20 protein-coding genes are annotated in these 20,150 nt (G+C 41.3%); 14 read left to right on the top strand and 6 right to left on the bottom strand.

What is annotated here, in order from left to right:
• Nucleotides 1–83 precede the first annotated feature (83 nt).
• The 9 genes from tgt to thiL all read left to right on the top strand — a co-directional run bounded on the left by tgt (nt 84) and on the right by thiL (nt 8,545).
• Entirely contained in the window at nt 84–1,211 is a 1,128-nt protein-coding gene (gene tgt / locus M1E96_RS03400; RefSeq protein ID WP_070926809.1) for a tRNA guanosine(34) transglycosylase Tgt, read from the top strand.
• Between the two features lie 93 nt (nt 1,212–1,304).
• The gene (gene yajC, locus M1E96_RS03405; protein ID WP_004905542.1) at nt 1,305–1,637 is read left to right on the top strand and encodes a preprotein translocase subunit YajC; all 333 of its coding nucleotides are present in this window, start codon (nt 1,305–1,307) and stop codon (nt 1,635–1,637) included.
• Nucleotides 1,638–1,664: 27 nt separating this feature from the next.
• The gene (gene secD, locus M1E96_RS03410; RefSeq protein ID WP_081335912.1) at nt 1,665–3,512 is read left to right on the top strand and encodes a protein translocase subunit SecD; all 1,848 of its coding nucleotides are present in this window, start codon (nt 1,665–1,667) and stop codon (nt 3,510–3,512) included.
• 10 nt (nt 3,513–3,522) lie between these two features.
• Nucleotides 3,523–4,491 carry a protein translocase subunit SecF gene (gene secF, locus M1E96_RS03415; RefSeq protein WP_140181886.1) on the top strand — a complete coding sequence of 323 codons (969 nt, stop codon included), beginning with the start codon at nt 3,523–3,525 and terminating at the stop codon, nt 4,489–4,491.
• A 178-nt stretch (nt 4,492–4,669) separates the two neighbouring features.
• Nucleotides 4,670–5,119, top strand: coding sequence for a transcriptional regulator NrdR (nrdR, locus tag M1E96_RS03420; protein WP_070926803.1), 450 nt, complete (start codon nt 4,670–4,672; stop codon nt 5,117–5,119).
• A 3-nt stretch (nt 5,120–5,122) separates the two neighbouring features.
• The gene (gene ribD, locus M1E96_RS03425) at nt 5,123–6,238 is read left to right on the top strand and encodes a bifunctional diaminohydroxyphosphoribosylaminopyrimidine deaminase/5-amino-6-(5-phosphoribosylamino)uracil reductase RibD (RefSeq protein WP_272580397.1); all 1,116 of its coding nucleotides are present in this window, start codon (nt 5,123–5,125) and stop codon (nt 6,236–6,238) included.
• 173 nt (nt 6,239–6,411) lie between these two features.
• On the top strand, nt 6,412–6,882 hold the full coding sequence (gene ribE, locus M1E96_RS03430; RefSeq protein WP_070926801.1) for a 6,7-dimethyl-8-ribityllumazine synthase: 471 nt from the start codon (nt 6,412–6,414) through the stop codon (nt 6,880–6,882).
• 26 nt (nt 6,883–6,908) lie between these two features.
• Entirely contained in the window at nt 6,909–7,325 is a 417-nt protein-coding gene (nusB, locus tag M1E96_RS03435; protein WP_070926800.1) for a transcription antitermination factor NusB, read from the top strand.
• Nucleotides 7,326–7,555: 230 nt separating this feature from the next.
• Nucleotides 7,556–8,545: a thiamine-phosphate kinase gene (gene thiL / locus M1E96_RS03440; protein ID WP_272580396.1), complete on the top strand. Its 990-nt coding sequence runs from the start codon at nt 7,556–7,558 to the stop codon at nt 8,543–8,545.
• 514 nt (nt 8,546–9,059) lie between these two features.
• Here thiL and dxs read toward each other — a convergent pair.
• From dxs to xseB, 3 genes are all read right to left on the bottom strand, one after another.
• The gene (gene dxs / locus M1E96_RS03445) at nt 9,060–10,928 is read right to left on the bottom strand and encodes a 1-deoxy-D-xylulose-5-phosphate synthase (RefSeq protein ID WP_272580395.1); all 1,869 of its coding nucleotides are present in this window, start codon (nt 10,926–10,928) and stop codon (nt 9,060–9,062) included.
• 517 nt (nt 10,929–11,445) lie between these two features.
• Nucleotides 11,446–12,363, bottom strand: coding sequence for a (2E,6E)-farnesyl diphosphate synthase (ispA, locus tag M1E96_RS03450; protein WP_349485461.1), 918 nt, complete (start codon nt 12,361–12,363; stop codon nt 11,446–11,448).
• A 3-nt stretch (nt 12,364–12,366) separates the two neighbouring features.
• Nucleotides 12,367–12,618, bottom strand: a complete 252-nt coding sequence (gene xseB, locus M1E96_RS03455) for an exodeoxyribonuclease VII small subunit (RefSeq protein ID WP_070926795.1) — start codon at nt 12,616–12,618, stop codon at nt 12,367–12,369.
• Nucleotides 12,619–12,835: 217 nt separating this feature from the next.
• On the opposite strand from xseB, the gene thiI reads away from it, so the two are divergent.
• The gene (gene thiI / locus M1E96_RS03460) at nt 12,836–14,287 is read left to right on the top strand and encodes a tRNA uracil 4-sulfurtransferase ThiI (RefSeq protein WP_070926794.1); all 1,452 of its coding nucleotides are present in this window, start codon (nt 12,836–12,838) and stop codon (nt 14,285–14,287) included.
• 82 nt (nt 14,288–14,369) lie between these two features.
• On the opposite strand, the gene yajL is transcribed toward thiI, so the two are convergent.
• Together yajL and panE are read right to left on the bottom strand one after the other, a co-directional pair.
• A complete protein-coding gene (yajL, locus tag M1E96_RS03465; RefSeq protein ID WP_272580393.1) occupies nt 14,370–14,963 on the bottom strand; it encodes a protein deglycase YajL in 594 nt (197 codons plus the stop codon).
• Nucleotides 14,923–15,837, bottom strand: coding sequence for a 2-dehydropantoate 2-reductase (panE, locus tag M1E96_RS03470; RefSeq protein ID WP_140181898.1), 915 nt, complete (start codon nt 15,835–15,837; stop codon nt 14,923–14,925). Before panE ends, yajL begins: the two co-directional genes overlap by 41 nt.
• Before the next feature lie 105 nt (nt 15,838–15,942).
• On the opposite strand from panE, the gene M1E96_RS03475 reads away from it, so the two are divergent.
• Nucleotides 15,943–16,434, top strand: coding sequence for a YajQ family cyclic di-GMP-binding protein (locus tag M1E96_RS03475; protein WP_140181946.1), 492 nt, complete (start codon nt 15,943–15,945; stop codon nt 16,432–16,434).
• A 77-nt stretch (nt 16,435–16,511) separates the two neighbouring features.
• Here the strand turns inward: M1E96_RS03475 and M1E96_RS03480 are convergent, their stop codons facing one another.
• Complete coding sequence (locus tag M1E96_RS03480) at nt 16,512–17,309, bottom strand: SDR family NAD(P)-dependent oxidoreductase (protein WP_140186882.1); 798 nt, start codon at nt 17,307–17,309, stop codon at nt 16,512–16,514.
• Between the two features lie 278 nt (nt 17,310–17,587).
• On the opposite strand from M1E96_RS03480, the gene M1E96_RS03485 reads away from it, so the two are divergent.
• Genes M1E96_RS03485 through M1E96_RS03495 form a run of 3 tightly spaced genes read left to right on the top strand, consistent with a single transcriptional unit; the run spans nt 17,588 to nt 20,097 of the window.
• Complete coding sequence (locus M1E96_RS03485) at nt 17,588–18,874, top strand: MFS transporter (protein WP_319066957.1); 1,287 nt, start codon at nt 17,588–17,590, stop codon at nt 18,872–18,874.
• Nucleotides 18,875–18,877: 3 nt separating this feature from the next.
• Nucleotides 18,878–19,243 (top strand): nuclear transport factor 2 family protein, encoded by a 366-nt coding sequence (locus M1E96_RS03490; protein ID WP_070926785.1) that lies wholly within the window; start codon nt 18,878–18,880, stop codon nt 19,241–19,243.
• A gap of 29 nt (nt 19,244–19,272) precedes the next feature.
• Nucleotides 19,273–20,097 (top strand): MoaF C-terminal domain-containing protein, encoded by an 825-nt coding sequence (locus M1E96_RS03495; protein ID WP_070926783.1) that lies wholly within the window; start codon nt 19,273–19,275, stop codon nt 20,095–20,097.
• Nucleotides 20,098–20,150 lie beyond the last annotated feature (53 nt).

Below are 20,150 nucleotides of genomic sequence, written 5' to 3' on the forward strand. Positions count from 1 at the left end.
TAATGTAGGCAACAGCAACGCTGCTTGCTGATAAAAGTGAAAATCAGCATTGGACTGTTTTTCTGATGCTAGGAGACATAATAGTGAAATATGAATTACAAACCACGGATGGCAAAGCGCGTCGTGGTCGTTTGATTTTTGAGCGTGGTGTGGTTGAAACCCCTGCGTTTATGCCTGTTGGTACTTATGGAACCGTTAAAGGCATGACGCCTGAAGAAGTTAAAGAAACGGGCGCACAGATCCTTTTAGGTAACACGTTCCATTTGTGGCTACGCCCTGGGCAAGAAATCATGAAATTGCACGGCGATTTACATGATTTTATGCAATGGCAGGGGCCGATTTTAACTGACTCAGGTGGTTTCCAAGTTTTTAGTCTTGGTGCAATGCGTAAAATTAAAGAAGAAGGTGTGCATTTCCGTAATCCAATTAACGGTGAGAAAATCTTCTTAAGCCCTGAAAAATCAATGGAAATTCAGTACGACCTTGGTTCTGATATTGTGATGATTTTTGACGAATGTACGCCATATCCTGCTGATTGGGATTATGCTAAAACGTCAATGGAAATGTCTTTACGTTGGGCTGCACGTAGCCGTCAGCGTTTTGATGAGTTAAACAATAAAAATGCGTTATTTGGCATTATCCAAGGCAGTGTTTACGAAGATTTACGTGATATTTCTGTTAAGGGGCTGGTGGAGATTGGTTTTGATGGGTACGCTGTAGGCGGTTTGGCGGTTGGTGAGCCAAAAGAAGATATGCATCGTATTTTAGAGCATGTTTGCCCGCAAATACCGGCTGATAAACCTCGTTATTTAATGGGTGTCGGTAAACCTGAAGATTTAGTTGAAGGTGTCCGTCGCGGTATTGATATGTTCGATTGTGTGATGCCAACTCGAAATGCGCGAAATGGACATTTATTTGTCACCACTGGCGTGGTAAAAATTCGCAATGCGAAATATAAATCGGATACTGCCCCACTCGATTCAGAGTGTGATTGCTATACTTGCCGCCATTATAGCCGTGCTTATTTGCACCATCTCGATCGCTGTAATGAAATTCTTGGCGCAAGGTTAAATACCATTCATAATTTACGTTATTATCAACGTTTAATGGCGGGTATTCGTCAGGCGATTGAAGAAGGAAACTTCGACGAGTTCGCTAAAGATTTTTATCAGAAGATTGGGAAAACCCAACCTTCGTTAAATATGGAATGAATTTAAGTGCGAAATAGGTTGAACCTGTGTAGCATAGCAGGCTTGGCTGTACTTATGTTTTAAATTGCGTTCAATAACAATGAGGAAAGTTGAATGAGTTTTTTTATTTCTGAAGCAGCGGCATCCGCAGGCGCTCCAGCACAGGGTAGCCCATACACAATGGTTATCATGCTTGTCGTTTTCGCCCTGATCTTCTATTTCATGATCCTGCGTCCACAGCAAAAACGTGCTAAAGAGCACCGTAAACTGATGGAATCAATCACTAAGGGTGATGAAGTTTTAACGACCGGCGGTTTGATTGGACGTGTAACCAAAGTTTCTGAAACGGGTTATGTTGTTCTTGAACTGAGTGAGAACACTGAAGTAACCATCAAACGTGATTTCGTTGCTGCCGTTTTACCAAAAGGCACAATGAAAGCTATTTAATTTCTGATTTTCCCGAAGGGAACTGCCGTGCTAAACCGTTATCCTTTGTGGAAGTATCTGATGCTGATCGCTGCGATCCTCATCGGTCTGCTTTATGCGCTTCCAAACCTATATGGTGAGGATCCGGCTGTTCAGATCACTGGCGTGCGGGGAACCGCCGCCAATGAACAAACGCTGATCCAAGTCCAAAAAACGTTAGAAAAAGACAATATCCAAAGCAAATCTGTCGCTTTGGAAAATGGGGCTGTACTTGCCCGATTCAACAACTCGGATATCCAGCTACGCGCCCGTGAAGCACTGGTAAGCGCACTGGGTGATCAATATGTTGTTGCATTAAACCTTGCACCAGCAACACCGAAGTGGTTAGAAGCTGTCGGTGGTGAGCCAATGAAACTTGGCCTTGATTTGCGTGGTGGGGTTCACTTCCTGATGGAAGTGGATATGGATACTGCATTAGGTAAGTTGCAGGAACAAAACATGGACGGTATACGCAATGACTTGCGCCAAGCAGGCATTCCGTACTCATCTATCCGTAAAGGCGACAATTATAGCGTTGAAGTGCGTTTCCGTAACGCTGATGATCGTAGCCAAGCAGAGAAAACACTGGCTCGTAAATTCCAAGATTTAGTGTTTTCAGATGGTAGCGACAATACCATGACTGCCGTAATGACGGATGAGCGTCTACGTGAGGCTCGTAACTATGCTGTATCTCAAAACATTACGATTATTCGTAACCGTGTAAACCAATTAGGTGTTGCCGAACCATTAGTTCAACGCCAAGGTGCGGAGCGTATTGTTGTTGAGTTACCGGGTATTCAAGATACTGCGCGCGCTAAAGAAATTCTTGGTGCGACAGCCACATTGGAATTCCGTTTAGTCAACCAAAGCGTTGATCCATCAGCGGCTGAAAGTGGTCGTGTACCGGGTGATTCTGAAGTTAAATATGATCGTAATGGTGTGCCTTACGTACTGTATAAGCGCGTTATTTTAACGGGTGATCATATTACTGATTCAACGTCTGGCGGCGATGAAAACGGTGCTCCACAAGTAAGCATTGGTCTTGATAGTGCTGGTGGTTCTACCATGTCTGATTTTACTCGTGATAATCAGGGTAAACTCATGGCAACACTGTTTGTTGAATATAAAGACAGTGGCAAGAAAGACGCTGAAGGCCGTGTGATTTTGGTCAAAGATGAGAAAGTCATCAATGCTGCCAATATTTCAGCGCGTTTCGGTAGCCAGTTCCGTATTACAGGTATTCAAGATCCAAACGAAGCTCGCCAGCTATCACTATTGCTGCGTGCGGGGGCATTGATTGCGCCAATTCAAATCGTTGAAGAGCGTACCATTGGTCCAACCCTTGGTTTGCAAAATATCGAGCAAGGTTTGAAAGCCTGTTTAGCAGGTCTATTAGCATCAATCCTGTTTATGATTATTTATTATCGTAAGTTTGGTTTGATTGCCAGTACGGCACTGTTTGCAAACTTGATTATGATTGTTGGTGTGATGTCCTTGTTACCAGGGGCGACGTTAACCATGCCAGGTATTGCCGGTATTGTATTAACCCTTGCCGTTGCGGTCGATGCCAACGTTTTGATCAACGAACGTATCAAGGAAGAGCTGCGCAATGGGCGTTCCGTCCAGCAAGCGATTCATGAAGGTTATAAAGGCGCCTTCTCAAGTATTATCGATGCAAACCTGACAACATTGATCACTGCAATTATTCTGTACGCAGTGGGTACAGGGTCAATCAAAGGCTTTGCAATTACGACAGCTATCGGTGTCGCCACCTCTATGTTTACAGCTATTATCGGTACGCGTGCAATCGTGAACCTGCTATATGGCGGTAAACGTGTCAACAAGCTGTCAATTTAAGGAGCACGTTGTGGCACAGGATTATACTGTTGAACAATTGAACTATGGCCGTAAAGTTTATGACTTTATGCGCTGGGACAACGTTGCCTTTGGTATTTCTATCGTATTGCTGATCGCATCAATTGTGATTATTGGAGTTAAAGGCTTCAACTGGGGGCTTGATTTCACTGGTGGTACCGTCATAGAAATCAACTTAAGTCAGCCTGCGGATTTAGATAAAATTCGTGAGAGTTTATCTAATTCAGAGCACAAAGATCCGTTAATCCAAAACTTTGGTAGCAGCCGTGACATTATGATCCGTCTACCACCAATTGAAGGAACAGCGGGTCAAGAAGTTGGTAAAGAGATCATTACTATCATCAATAAAAATGTTGATGAACAAGCGACAGTTAAACGTATTGAGTTTGTTGGTCCAAGTGTTGGGGCTGAGCTCGCTCAAACAGGTGCATTAGCACTGTTAACGGCGCTGATCTGTATTTTGATCTATGTTGGCTTCCGTTTCGAATGGCGTCTAGCAGCAGGGGCCGTATTAGCGCTTGCACATGACGTTGTGATTACGTTAGGTATCCTATCTCTCTTTCATATTGAGATAGATATGACCATCGTGGCATCGTTGATGTCGGTGATTGGTTACTCACTGAACGATAGTATCGTGGTATCTGACCGTATTCGTGAGAACTTCCGTAAAATTCGTCGTGGTACGCCATACGAAATCATGAACGTCTCTTTGACTCAGACATTAAGCCGTACCATTATGACATCAGCAACAACATTATTAGTGGTTCTGATGCTGTATATCTTTGGTGGCACGATGTTAGAAGGCTTCTCACTGGTTATGTTAATTGGTGTGACCATCGGTACTATCTCATCTATCTATGTTGCTTCTGCATTAGCACTGAAGATGGGTATGAGACGTGAACATTTGCTTCCACCGAAGGTTGAGAAAGAAGGCGCTGACCAAGAGTCTTTATTGCCATAAAGGTGTTTTCACCATGGCTAATGTTTTGGGTTAAGCGTTAAAACAATCTTTCTAGTTTACTGAAAAGTAAAACACAAAACTAAAACACCCCGCTAGGCTTTAAATGTACAGCCTTGCGGGGTGTTTTTTATTAAGCACTGAGTTACACTGTTTACCCGAAATAAGATCAGGAAACACTATGCATTGCCCATTTTGCTCAGCTGTGGATACGAAAGTAATTGACTCGCGTCTAGTTGGAGAAGGCTCTCAAGTACGTAGGCGTCGTCAATGTCTCGTTTGCCATGAACGCTTCACCACCTTTGAAGTGGCGGAACTTGTTATGCCACGGGTAATTAAGAGTGATGAAGTACGTGAACCTTTTGATGAAGAAAAACTCAGCCGCGGTATGCAAAAAGCATTAGAAAAACGACCGGTTAGCGCGGATGCAGTTGAACAGGCTATTATCTCCATCAAATCAAAATTACGTGCAACAGGTGAAAGGGAAATTCCTTCTAAACAGATTGGTAATTTAGTGATGGATGAACTGAGAAAACTGGATAAAGTCGCTTATATCCGTTTTGCTTCAGTGTACCGTAGCTTCGAAGACATACGTGAGTTCGGCGAAGAGATCGCTAAATTACAGGATTAAAGCATGATAGAACAAGATAGCATCTATATGGCGAGAGCCCTAGAGCTCGCTGAAAAAGGCCGTTTTACAACGTCACCTAATCCAAATGTTGGCTGCGTTATCGTCAATAATGGCGAAATAGTGGGTGAAGGCTATCATCAAAAAGCAGGCGAACCCCATGCAGAAGTACACGCATTGCGAATGGCCGGTGAAAAAGCCAAAGGAGCGACAGCTTATGTTACGCTAGAGCCTTGTAGCCACCATGGGCGCACACCACCTTGCGCTGAAGCTTTAATTAATGCAGGGGTTAGCCGTGTCGTCGCCGCAATGCAAGATCCCAATCCTCAAGTAGCAGGGCGAGGCCTATATATGCTATCTAAGGCAGGCATTGAAACGGCCAGTGGCGTATTAATGGAGCAGGCTGAGGCGCTAAATCGTGGTTTTCTAAAACGCATGCGTACGGCATTCCCATATATCCAATTAAAACTAGCGGCTTCGCTTGATGGTAAAACCGCTTTGCAATCTGGGGAAAGTAAATGGATCACCTCAGCGGCGGCTAGGAAAGATGTTCAAATGTTGCGAGCACAAGCCAGTGCAATTTTAAGCACAAGTAATACTGTGTTAGCGGATGATCCATCATTGACAGTTCGCTGGAATGAATTGCCTACCGATATTCAAGCTATTTATCCTGAAAATGCATTACGTCAGCCTATTCGTATTGTTTTGGATAACCATAATAGAGTCACCGCTCAGCACAAAGTCACTCAGCTTGAAGGGGAGTGCTGGTTAGTGCGTCCAAAACCAGAGGTTGATGCCATGTGGCAAGGGCAAGTCGAACAACTCGCGATCCCTGCGGATGATAACGGTATTGATTTGGTTATTTTGATGATGCAATTGGCTAAGCGAAACGTAAACAGCATTTGGGTTGAGGCTGGGCCAATATTAGCAGGCTCATTATTGAAGCTTGGTTTAGTCGATGAGCTCATTGTATATATTGCACCTAAATTACTCGGTGATACGGCGCGTGGCCTAGTGAATTTTCCTGCGCTTGCTCATTTATCAGATGCGCCAAAATTTGAATTTACTGATGTGCAGAAAGTCGGTGATGACTTGCGTGTCAGACTACGTCCTGTGTGGTAATTGAAGTTTTTTATGGTTTTGCTGAAATTCAACCACGCGGTTAGTGAAAGAATGTGATAAAATCCGCGCCCCATGAGGTATATACTTTAAATAATTCGAAATGTAGCCGCTATACCTTAGTGCAAAGTGCTGCAATTTGAAGGATGACAAGTATAATTAATTTAAGGAAGGCTATGAACGTAATTAAAGGTGTTGTTGCCGCGCCACAAGCGCGCGTCGCTATTGCAATCGCTCGTTTTAACAACTTTATTAATGATAGTCTGCTGGACGGCGCTGTTGATGCGCTAGAGCGTATCGGCCAAGTTTCTCAAGACAACATCACTGTTGTATGGGTACCGGGTGCTTATGAACTGCCATTAACAGTCAAAGCATTAGCTGAAACGAAAAAATATGATGCAGTTATCGCTTTAGGTACCGTAATCCGTGGTGGAACGGCTCACTTTGAATTTGTTGCTGGTGAATGTAGCTCAGGCCTCTCTCACGTTGCAATGAACAGTGAAGTACCTGTAACCTTTGGTGTCTTAACCACTGAAAATATTGAGCAAGCGATTGAGCGTGCTGGTACAAAAGCAGGTAACAAAGGCGCTGAAGCTGCATTGACTGCATTAGAAATGATTAATGTACTTAAAGCTGTAAAAGGCTGATTTAGTTTTTATTTAAGGGGAATCTTGTGAAACCTGCTGCTCGTCGCCGCGCTCGTGAGTGTGCTGTACAGGCCATCTATTCATGGCAATTATCTGGCAATAATGTTTCTGATGTGGAATATGAATTTATTGCTGAACAGGACATGTCTGACGTTGACGTAATTTATTTTCGTGAACTGTTGTCAGGTGTAGCGAACAACGCTATTAAACTTGATCAACTGATGGCACCTTTTTTATCTCGTCAACTGGAAGAGCTGGGGCAGGTAGAGAAAGCGATTTTACGTGTCGCTATGTATGAACTTAGCTTCCGTGAAGATGTTCCTTACAAAGTTGCGATTAATGAAGGCATCGAACTCGCTAAAGTATTTGGCGCAGAAGATAGCCATAAATTTGTTAATGGTGTTCTTGATAAGGCTGCACCTGCTGTTCGCCGTAAAAAATAAAATTGCTCAGGGTCCCCTCCTGTAATAGTACTATGCTCTAAATAATTCTAGGTGCAGTTAGGTGACAAGTGCGCATGAGTATTGTCACCATATGTTAACCAAAAGCACTGCAACTTGAAGTATGGCGGGTATACAGTAGTAATAAGATAGACTGCTTATGCGGTCTATCTTTATGTCTATTATTTTTTAATAACGAAGTTCCCAAGTATAGCGAAAACGGAAAACCTACCATGTCATATGGCGAATTTGACCTCATCGCGCGTTATTTTAATCGTCAAAAAACGAATCGGCGTGATGTAAACATCGGTATTGGTGATGACTGTGCCTTGATGACTATCCCAGAAAAGCAGCAACTTGCTGTAAGCACTGATACTTTAGTTTCTGGCATTCATTTCCTTCCTGATATATCACCAGCAGATCTTGCCTATAAATCATTAGCTTCCAATTTAAGCGATCTTGCCGCGATGGGCGCTGATCCTGCATGGGTTTCCTTGGCGATCACGCTACCTCATGTTGATCCAACTTGGTTAGAGCAGTTTAGTGATAGTTTGTTTGAACAAATTAACTATTATGGAATGCAATTAATTGGTGGTGATACTACACGTGGTCCTATGAGCCTAACTTATACGGTACATGGACTTGTGCCTACGGGGAAAGCGTTATCCAGAGCCGGTGCTCGTAACGGTGATTGGATATATGTAACAGGAACGCTTGGTGACAGTGCTGCGGGTTTAGCTCTGCTACAAGGGCGTTTAGATATCGCGGATCAAGAGCAAAAATCGTGGTTAATTGGTCGCCATTTACGACCTCAACCTCGCATTTTACAAGGGCAAGCGCTACGTAATTTAGCCTCTTCAGCAATTGATATTTCTGACGGGCTGATCTCTGATCTTAACCATATACTGAAAGCGAGTGGCTGTGGAGCACATATCAATTTAGATGCTTTGCCTTTATCAGAAGCATTGAAGCAAAACTGCTCTCAAGAACAAGCTCAGATTTGGTCGCTTAGCGGCGGTGAAGATTATGAACTTTGTTTCACTATCCCTGAAATTAATCGTGGTGCGTTAGAAATGGCACTAGCACATACAGGGGCGCATTTTACGTGTATTGGGCAGATCAAACCTCAATCGGAAGGGATCCGTTACTATCATGATAACCAAGCAGTTGATGTGAACCTAAAAGGGTTTGATCACTTTGTTTTGGAAAGTGTAAATAGTTAAAGGAGCAAAATAATATTATTAAAAAAGTCCATGTCAGTTGCTGATATGGACTTTTTTATTGATTATTTATCATCAGATAGTGATATTTATCGATTATCTATAATATAAAAATAATATCTATTTCTTACAGCTTGAGTTATGAAAATATAATTGAAGTAATTTTTTCGGTATAAAATCAACTAGCGTTAGTTCAATAAAGGCTACCGATAATTATTTGAATTAAAACAAATAAGCTTTTGGGATTGGCAAAAGAAAGCTGCCAAAAGGCAGCTAAAATAAAATGAGGCGTATATCCCATAAAAGTATGAGATGTTTTTGTCAATATTGACAGAAATTCTTATGAGGGCAATTAGGTATTAAAAACATACTGAACTTTATTTGAGATAAAAGCAAGATCCTTTTAAAAGAAATTTGATTTAAATTGATCGTAGCTATGCTTTTTTAAAATAACGGATCTTTAAAATAACGCTAAAAAAGCAGGTATTGAATAACTCCAATACCTGCTTTTTTGGGATTAAGCTTTCTGTTGATACTCTTCAATAGCTTTGATGATGCCATCGCTATCGAGACCTAAGTCTGCAAGCACTTCTTGTTGGCTACCTTGTGAAATAAAGTAATCAGGCAGTCCAAGATTCAATATAGGTAGGATCTTTCGTTGGTGCATGAGAAACTCGTTAACACCGCTACCTGCACCGCCCATAATCGCATTCTCTTCCAAAGTTACGATTAGATCGTGGCTATTAGCCATTTCTAAAATCAATGCTTCATCAAGTGGTTTAACGAAACGCATATCAACAACAGTTGCATTGAGTTTTTCAGCTGCAACTAACGCATGGCTGAGTAATGTACCAAAACATAAGATGGCAATTTTTTCACCTTGACGGCGAATAACACCTTTACCGATAGGTAATGGCGCTAAAGGCTGTAATTCTGCCCCTGTACCAGTACCACGAGGGTAACGTACTGCACTTGGTCCATCACTATAGTGATAGCCTGTATGCAGCATTTGGCGACATTCGTTTTCATCGCTTGGTGTCATGATGACTAGCGTTGGAATACAGCGTAGATAAGACAAATCAAACGATCCTTGGTGGGTCTGCCCATCAGCCCCTACAATACCTGCACGATCAATTGCAAATAAAACAGGCACTTTTTGAATAGCAACGTCATGGATCACCTGATCATAACCACGTTGTAAGAACGTAGAGTAGATAGCTACGATTGGCTTATAGCCGCCAATCGCTAATCCCGCGGCAAAAGTTACGGCATGTTGCTCGGCGATGGCAACATCAAAATATTGATCAGGGTACTCTTTTGAAAAGCGTACCATGCCCGATCCTTCACGCATTGCTGGGGTGATCGCCATCAATTTGTCATCATTTTGTGCTTCATCGCACAACCAATCACCAAAGATCTTCGAATAGGTTGGGCCGGTTTCTTTGCTTTTTGGCAAGGTAAAGGTACTTGGATCAAACTTAGGTACGGCATGCCAGCTGATAGGATCTTTTTCTGCGGGTTCATATCCACGACCTTTTTTAGTCATGATATGTAGAAATTGAGGGCCTTTTAGATCACGCATATTTTTTAGCGTTTGCACCAGCGCGATCACATCATGGCCATCAACAGGGCCTATGTAATTAAAGCCTAATTCTTCAAACATGGTGCCTGGAACGACCATGCCTTTGATATGTTCTTCAGTTTTCTTTAATAGCTCTTTAATGGGAGGCATATTAGAGAAAACTTTTTTACCACTTTCACGTAACGTGGTGTACAACTTGCCTGAAAGCAGATGCGCTAGATGATTATTGAGTGCGCCAACATTCTCAGAAATTGACATCTCATTATCATTTAGGACAACTAACATATCAGGCGCGACATCACCAGCATGGTTCATCGCTTCGAATGCCATACCTGCTGTGATAGCACCGTCGCCAATCACACACACCGTTTTACGGTTTTTATCTTCTTTTTCAGCGGCGATTGCCATACCTAGGCCAGCACTGATTGAAGTCGATGAGTGACCAACGCTCAATACATCATATTCGCTTTCTCCACGCCATGGGAAAGGATGCAAGCCATTTTTTTGACGGATAGTATCAATACGATCACGGCGACCCGTCAAAATTTTATGGGGGTAGGCTTGATGACCAACATCCCACACCAAGTTATCGAAAGGCGTCTTATAAACATAATGTAATGCAACGGTGAGTTCAACCGCGCCTAAACCAGAGGCAAAATGACCGCTAGAACGACCAACACTACTAAGTAAAAACTGCCTGAGTTCATCACACAGCTTAGGCAAGCTCTCTTTTGGCAGTAAACGTAGCTCTTCTGGTGTTTCTGCCAGCGCTAGTGTTGGATACTTAGCGATATCAATACTCATTAGGGGCTCACTACTATTTATAATTGTTAATAAAGTAATATACTCGTCATACTTCAAGTTGCAGCGTTGTTGACTGCATTCACTCGCACTAGTCACATACTTTTGTATGCTCCTAGGGACTCATTCACTTGTCGCCTAGCTGCACCTCGAATTATTTAGAGTATGACTCGTCATACTTCAAGTTGCAGCGCCTCTCGTTAAGGCGTGGTGACTGCTCTCATTTGTACCAGTCAAAGTGTCTTTTATGTTCCTAGCGACCTATTATCTTATCGTCTAGCTGCCCTTTCGAATGACTTAGAGTATACACATTAAGTGGCATCGTTTTTTGCAAGCAAAATATGTCTTTGCCACAGTAATATTTTTACTACTAGTGTGTTATTCAGTTATCACAGAATGGTGATTTGAATCACATAAGAGTATAGCGCCGGTCAACCCAACGCTCGAATTATCTAAAGTACATATCTATTATGCCACCTTTATCATTCTTCGTCTGAATGTAAAATGACATTGTATTACATTAGCTTTTTCGCTCGATAATGAAATTGGCAAGTGCGACTAAGGTTTGTGTATTATAGCCTTGAATTTCAATTATTTTTAATGCTTCTAGCGCAGTATAATACAATTCACGGGCTTTTTCCTGAGCGGCTTCAAGCCCCAACAATGATGGATAAGTGCTTTTCTCATGTTCTGCGTCTGAACCTTGGCGCTTACCGGTCACCTCACTGTCACCAACCACATCTAAAATGTCATCTTGTACCTGAAACGCGAGGCCAATAGCTTCTGCATACTTATCTAGCGCTGGTAAAATTTGATGACCTTTTGTTCCTGCTGAATAGGCACCCATACGAATTGCGGCACGTATTAAAGCCCCCGTTTTATGTTGATGAATACGTTCAAGTGCCACTAAATCTACCTGCTTGCCTTCTGCTTCGAGATCTAATGCTTGGCCACCACACATACCCGCCAAACCGCTTGCATAAGCGAGCTCGGCTAACATAGCAATTCTGTCTTTATCTGTAACATCAGGCATTGAGCCAGATGACAATAATTGGAATGCCAATGTTTGCAACGCATCCCCAGCAAGGATGGCATTTCCTTCGCCAAATTTGACATGGCATGTGGGCTGTCCACGTCGTAGATCGTCATCGTCCATCGCTGGAAGGTCGTCATGGATCAGTGAGTAGGCATGAATGCATTCAACAGCTGCTGCGGGAACATCAAGATTATTGCGACCCACGCCAAGCATTTCACCTACGGTATAGGTCAAAAATGGACGTAAGCGCTTACCCCCGAGAAGGGCGCCATGCTTCATTGCCGCTGCAAGGGGTAAATCAGAGAATGGAAGTGCATCTAAGGCATGCAATAAATATTGATTAACTCGCTCATACGCTAGCTGCTGCTGTACTGCGAAGCTGTTAGAATGTTGTTCAGACATAATTTATTCAGTATCGGGTGAAAAATCATCAAGCGCTTTGTTTTCATCATCGCTCAGTAGGATCTGAACGCGTTGCTCAGCCTGTTGTAGGACTTTTTGCCCTTGCTTAGCGATTTGGATGCCACGTTCAAACTCATTGAGTGCATCTTCTAGGGGTAGCGAGCCAGACTCAAGACGAGAAACAATTTCCTCAAGTTCTTTAAGCGAGTTTTCAAAGCTAACTACTGGGACTTGTTGAGGTTTTTCTTTAGCCATATTTCTTTAACCGCAAATGTTCAATCATTCGACTAGGGTGTTTTATTCATTCAGCAGACTAACTTAGTCTGACAGCGGATACAATTTATTATTGGTGTTTTTAGATTCAACCCGCAAGATGGTGCTATAATACGCTTCTTTATTGACAATTGGTAACCTGTGCGTGTGTCTCTTTCAATACGTTCATTTGCCCCTATAACATTAACATGCAGCTATTATGAAGTTTATCATTAAGTTATTTCCAGAAATTACCATTAAAAGCCAGACCGTTAGGTTACGTTTTATTAAGATCCTAACCAGTAATATTCGCAATGTGCTTAAGCCGCTAGGTGAAGAAATCGCGGTTGTTCGTCATTGGGATAACATTGAAGTGCGTGTTAAAGGGGAAACAAAGCACGACGAAATTTGTGATATGCTCACACGTATCCCTGGTATTCATCATATTTTAGAAGTTGAAGAAAAACCGTTTACTAGCCTACATCATATCTATGAAATGGCACATGAGGCATACGGTGCATCGCTAGAAAATAAAACCTTTTGTGTTCGTGTAAAACGTCGAGGGAAGCACGAATTTACCTCGATTGAGGCAGAACGTTATATTGGTGGTGGTTTAAACCAACATATCGCTTCAGCAAAAGTGAAACTCACCGATCCTGACACCACAGTCCATCTAGAAATTGAAGATGAAAACCTGATCCTCGTGAAAGCACGTTATGAAGGCATTGGTGGCTTTCCTATCGGTACACAAGAAGATGTATTGTCTCTCATTTCAGGGGGCTTTGACTCAGGCGTTTCCAGCTATATGTTAATGCGCCGAGGTTGTCGAGTTCACTATTGTTTCTTCAACTTAGGTGGTGCGGCTCATGAAATTGGCGTAAAACAAATCGCTCATTATTTATGGAACCGTTTTGGCAGCTCACATAAGGTACGCTTTATTGCGGTTAACTTCGAACCCGTTGTGGCTGAAATTCTAGAAAAAGTCGATGATGGCCAAATGGGCGTTGTGTTAAAACGTATGATGGTACGTGCTGCCTCAAAAGTGGCTGAGCGTTATGGCGTTCAAGCGATAGTCACGGGTGAGGCATTAGGACAGGTATCAAGCCAAACCTTAACTAACTTGCGTTTGATTGATAATGCTTCAGATACATTGGTACTGCGTCCACTAATTTCTCATGATAAAGAACACATCATTAAAGTCGCGCGCCAAATTGGTACAGAAGACTTTGCGAAAACCATGCCTGAATACTGTGGTGTGATTTCTAAAAGCCCTACGGTAAAAGCAGTCAAAGCACGTATCGAGGCCGAAGAAGCAAACTTTGATTTCACTATTTTAGACTCAGTGGTTGAGCAATCACAAAATATTGATATCCGCCAAATTGCGCAAGAAAGCCGCGAGCAAGTGGCTGAAGTTGAAATGGTGAGTGAGCTTTCAGCTGAAAATGAAGTGATCTTAGATATCCGTTCCCCTGATGAACACGAAGACAAACCGTTGGCGATTGAAGGGATAGACGTTAAACACATTCCATTCTATCGTCTTGGTACTCAGTTTGGTGATCTACCTAAAGAGAAAACTTACTTATTATATTGCGACCGTGGTGTGATGAGTCGTTTACAAGCGCTCTATTTGCAAGAGCAAGGTTTTAATAATGTAAAAGTTTATCGTCCATAAATTGTTCATTTCGACAAGATAAAAGCCGAGATGGCTGTACCGTGCCCCCAATAGTTGGATAGCCAATTACTGGGGGTTTTTATTATTGTTCTAAATAATCATTAATACCGGGTGGGAGTACGAGCTGTGAAGCAACGTTTGCCGCGGAATCACGGCCAACCAGTAATTCAATCAATTTTAAGGCGAAATCAAAGGTAGTTGCAGGTCCTTGACTGGTCAGTAAATTAACTCGCTCATCAAAATAAACGCGTTTATCCACCCATTTGTTGGCTGCAATTTGCTCTCGTGTGCTTGGGTAGCCTGTCATATTGCCGATAGGAAATAATTGATGATATTCCAAAACCATAGCGGGTGCTGCACAAATAGCGGCGACAATTTTTCCATCCAGATGCATTCTTCTGACTTTTTCAACCACCAATGGGCTATCTCTAAATGTTTCGGCGCCTCCCATTCCTCCTGGAAGGACTATCGCATCAAAAGGTTCATCGGCCACTTTGATCAGAGGTGTATCTGCAATTAATTTTATTCCTCTTGATGCAGTTATTGCCACTGAACCATCGTCGGTCACGCTTGCTAAGGTGACTGCGATCCCAGCCCTGACTAATAGATCGGCAGTTGTTACCGTTTCTATCTCTTCACTGCCATTGGCGATGCATATTAGTACGGAAGCCGTCATTTTTTTCTTCTCGTTGTTTAATCAAATGGTATAGGCGATCATTTTCTGGTGTATTTAGCCCATGTGCGCGTGCTTGTTTAATCAGATAACCGGTAATGTAGTCAATTTCAGTGCGTCGTTTGTTACGAATGTCTTGCAACATAGAAGAATAGTTATCTGCGGTATTATGGATAATGCCATAAATATAATCAGTGAGCTGTAATTTATCGGTATGCAATCCTTCTATATCCATCACTTGGCAAATTTCATCAATTAATAAATTGATTTGGGCTGTATGGTTTAGTAATTCACCATTTTTGCAATCATGGATAATGGTTAGCGGGTTAATTACGCAGTTTGCGGCAAGTTTTTGCCAGCAGGTTGCTAAAATATCATTATGCCACGCAACATCGGGTAGGGCTGTATGCAAAATATCCGCGATAGGATAGCAATTTTCAGCAATTGAGTTAACCGCACCAATGTGAGTTATGCCATTTGCAACATGAAAGACTTGATTATTTTTTTGCCAAGCGGCATGCGTTGTAACACCCGCTAAAAATGGCTGACGTAAAGGTGTTAATTCATCTAATGTCCCCATCCCGTTATGCAGTAATAAAATTGGGCAGGATTCAGGGATATTATGAATTAAAGGGAGTAGTGCATCAGACACTTGCCATGCTTTTAAGCAGACAATAATTAGCTCACTATGTTGTAGATGGTTAAGGTTGTTGCAAGGGATAAGTTCACGAAAAACGCGACCATCAGGTTCATTAACATCAACGAATAAATCAGACTGAGCCATACGTAGCCAGCCTTGGATATCATGGCCTTGTTGGGCTAGCGCAGCGAGCCATAGCTTGCCAATGGCACCACAGCCAATAAGCGTTATTCTCATATTCCTCCTAAAGGCAGTGATGAGTGTAGATTTCCAGTATAGTACTTTTGCTATCAATAGAAAGCAGCTATCATGCATCATATTGATTATCAGGAGGTCTTAACCATGCCATCATTTGATATTGTATCTGAAGTTGAAATGAATGAAGTACGAAATGCGGTAGAAAATGCCGAGCGTGAATTAACCAGTCGTTGGGATTTTAAAAATGTGACGGCGAGTTTTGAGTTAAACGACAAAAGTGAATCCATCAAGGTAACCAGTGAGTCCGATTTTCAGGTTCTACAATTACTGGATATTTTAAGAGAAAAAATGTCTAAACGCGGTATTGATGGCGCAGTATTGAATGTCCCTGAGGAGATTGTTCACAGCGGAAAAACTTATAGCGTTGAAGTGACCTTAAAACAAGGTATCGAGTCAGCGGTTGCTAAGAAAATTGTCAAAGCAATTAAAGATAGCAAATTGAAGGTGCAAGCTCAGATCCAAGGTGAGCAGGTTCGTGTCACTGGAAAATCGCGCGATGATTTGCAATCTGTTATGGCGTTAGTGCGTTCAAGTGATTTAGGGCAACCTTTCCAATTCAATAACTTCCGCGACTAGTTTTACTGTTGCAGTAATCCGTCATTGATTTGATAGGTACTTTTGCTAGATAAAGTACCTATCAATAGGATGTTACGTTATGCCCTGATAGCGCCTTCAGTAAAAGCGAGAGTGGGTAAATCAACGGCTGTTGCACCACCATCAATAACCAGTGTTGTTCCTGTAATGATTGCGGCATCAGCTGAACACAAAAATTTGCAGGCAAGGGCGATTTCTTTTGGTGTAGCAGGGCGTTGTAATGGAACATCACGGCAAACGTATTGGTAAGCTTCATCTAACGTAAATTGATACTGATTGATCAGCGGTTGCATTTCTTCATCAGCCATTGGCGTTTTTACCCATCCAGGGCAAATGGCATTGGCTCTTACGCCTTGACGACCATAATCACGAGCAATAGAACGCATTAACCCAATGATTGCATGCTTTGCGGTAACATATCCACAAACTTCAGGCCCTGATGCTAATGAAGCAATTGAGCCAATAAAAAGTATGTTGCCTTGGCTTTGAACTAAATTAGGTAGGCAAGCACGGGCACTCGCAAAAGCACTGTCTAAATTAGCGGTCATAGCCTGATGCCATTGGTGGTCACTGATATCTTCGGCTTTACCTATCCCCATCGCGCCTGCATTACAAATCAAAACGTCTATAGTATCGGTATGTTGTTTAATTTGCGGTAAAATAACCTCATTCCATGAAGTTTCAGTGGCGGCATCAGCAGTAATAGCGATAGCGCCAGTTTGATAAGCAACGGTTTGCAAAGGTTCAGCTCGTCGACCAATAATAAAAACGTTGTCTCCCAAAAGCGTAAATAAATGGGCACAAGCCTCACCAATCCCTGTTCCACCGCCTGTAATAACGATATTCCTTGGTTTCATATTTCCTCTTTTTTATTTTAAAATTTTAGCTCATATAATTAATATAGAAATAATTAACTTTAAATGAATATCGACCTAAAGAATGATATTCTAAAATATAATAAAAATATCGGTCTAATTTATTTTTTATTAATTGTTTTTGTGAATTAATTGTATTTTTATTTCATTGCGTTTTTTAAATAGATAAAATTCATCATTAACAAAATAGTAACAAATAAATTGACTTGCTAGATTAGGCTAAATAATATCTGAATAAGCCTAATTGTGAGGTTTGAATAATGAAAATAGTTATTAATAAACTAAATTTATTTAGCTATGAAAATAAATTATTACTACTTTTGTTTTGTGTATTTGGCTGTGTTTTTTTTGATCGCTTGTCCCTTTCTTTTTTATTTCCGATGATGTCAGATGAATTAAATCTTACTAATGCACATCTTGGAATGCTATCGGCTATTTTAGCGCTATGCTGGGCATTATCTGGCGCTGGCTTAGGGGCGATATCAGACCGCTTTAATATTAGAAAGCCGATGTTAGTGATTTGTGTTGCGATGTTCTCTGTATTCTCAGGGCTTTCAGGAATTGTGTCTTCATTTGCTCTATTATTAGTTTTCAGAGCCTTAATGGGGATCGCCGAAGGGCCTGTATTGCCAATATCACAATCTTTGATGTTAGAAGCATCACAAGTTAAACGCCGTGGATTAAATATGGGGTTAGTTCAAGCCACAGCTCCGGGATTGCTTGGTGCAATTATCGCTCCGCCACTTATTATTATGATTGCTCTCGATTATGGTTGGCGAAATGCCTTTTATATTACCGTAATCCCCGGTTTGATATTAGCTTTCTTAATTTATAAACTGGTGAAAATTAATAGTAATAAAAATCTGACGACTGATATAGCGGATAGCAAATTTGAAAAAAATGAAAAAGAAATAGCAAAAACCAGTTATAAAGAAATTTGTAAAAATAAAAATGTTATCTTGTGTATTTTTATATCTTGCTTTTTTGTGACATGGTTTATTCTTATTGTCACTTTCACACCGACTTTTCTTGTCAAAGAGCGTGGCTTCAGTGAACAATCTATGGGGTTGATTGTCAGTGCTATTGGTTTTGCGTGGGTATTTTGGGGAACTGTGATCCCCGCGATTTCTGATCGTCTAGGTAGAAAACCCATTCTTATCTTTTTTTCATTGATTGCAATGAGCTGTCCTTTATTTCTTTGTTATATCAATAATCCATTTTTATTAGGGATTATTGTTTTTTTGACTTATACCGGAATGGGCTGCTTTACTTTATTCATGGCAACAATTCCTTCGGAAACCGTATCTAGAACCATGATAGCCTCAACATTAGGCTTGATTATGGGAATTGGCGAGTTTATTGGTGGCTTTGTGGCACCTTTCACCGCTGGGTTTATTGCTGATAACTATGGGCTAGCTAGCCCTCTGTTGATCGCTTCAGTTGGTGCATTACTTTCTTGCATTCTAGCCTGCTTTTTGAAAGAAACTGCGCCATTGGTTATTGCAAAGCGAACACAATCAAAATCTATGCCTATAACAGGAGAGTGAACGATGTCAGATACTCTATTAAGCGAAATCAATAGCACTGTACAATCCTATTTTCTTGGAATGCATCACCGCGATATTGGCTTGCTTACCCAAGCTTTTCATCCAGATGCTCAATTATTTGGCTATCTTGTGGGGGAGTTTGAAAAATTATCGTTATCACAGTGGCTAGATAAAATCAGTCATATGCCGATCCCGTCTGAATGTGGTGAAGTTTTTTCTATGCAGATTGTCACTATTGATATTTCTGGGGGAATAGCCAATGTGAAAGTCAAATTACTCTACCACGGATTGCAATTTATCGATTATTTATCTCTTGTTGAAATCGATTCACGTTGGTTGATTGTGAATAAAACGTTTAGCAGTCAGTAATGATATTAACTTAGAAAAAGAAGGTGAATATGTCGAGATCAGAAAAACAAGATGTATTAAACCAAAATGCTGAATCTGGCTGGAAAAATTATGATGATTTTGCAAAAGGAATTGATACGAATCGATTACCTAATACACAGGATTGGTTAGATAAAACCATCACTATAGAGTATTCAGATGGCGGTATTATGGAGTTACAATTTGTTCAGGGAGAGCAAAGTCACCTATTGGTTAATTGGCAATACAACGATGAATATGGTTGTGATCCCTGCGAAGAAGTTTGTACTTCAAAAGATCATTATTTTTTCGATATTCAGTTTACGGATAAACAAAATGAAAGTTTAACCTTGATCTTAAATATAGCAACACGGCGCGTATTAACTGTTCGTAGCATTTTATTACCGGAGGGGAAAGTGAGTAATGGCTCGCGGTTAGTACAGCATTTTCAGGCTGGGGTGATCCTTGGTGGTGAGGTCACAGGTGAAGAGCCTCGGCCAACTCGTGAGCTTATTGGTTATAGAACACTGAATGTTTATAGTCCTAATCATTATTACGAACACTTCTATGTTAATTCAGAACGCTATGCATGGCAGAATTTACGTGGTGAGCAATTCGGTCATGGTGATATGGATTATGCTACCTGCTACAAATTTGAAGAAGACATGTATATTTTTACGTTTAGAGAAAAAATTATCCCTGTTTGTTCGGTATTTTTCTTTGATTATATTATTGGCCGTTGTACAGGAAAATTTTTGGGTATCACCAGTCAAGGTGAAATCCAAACTTCACGTGCGGGAGCCTTTATTTATAAAATGAGCTATAACTGCTATCCAACAGGTATAGCACCACGATAAAAACAGTCATATTTTAAATGATCCCATGAGTTGACTGCACTTTTTGCCCTATA

Origin of the sequence: Providencia sp. PROV236 (genome assembly GCF_033676985.1) — a bacterium.
In the GTDB taxonomy this organism is placed as follows: Bacteria; Pseudomonadota; Gammaproteobacteria; order Enterobacterales; family Enterobacteriaceae; genus Providencia; species Providencia manganoxydans.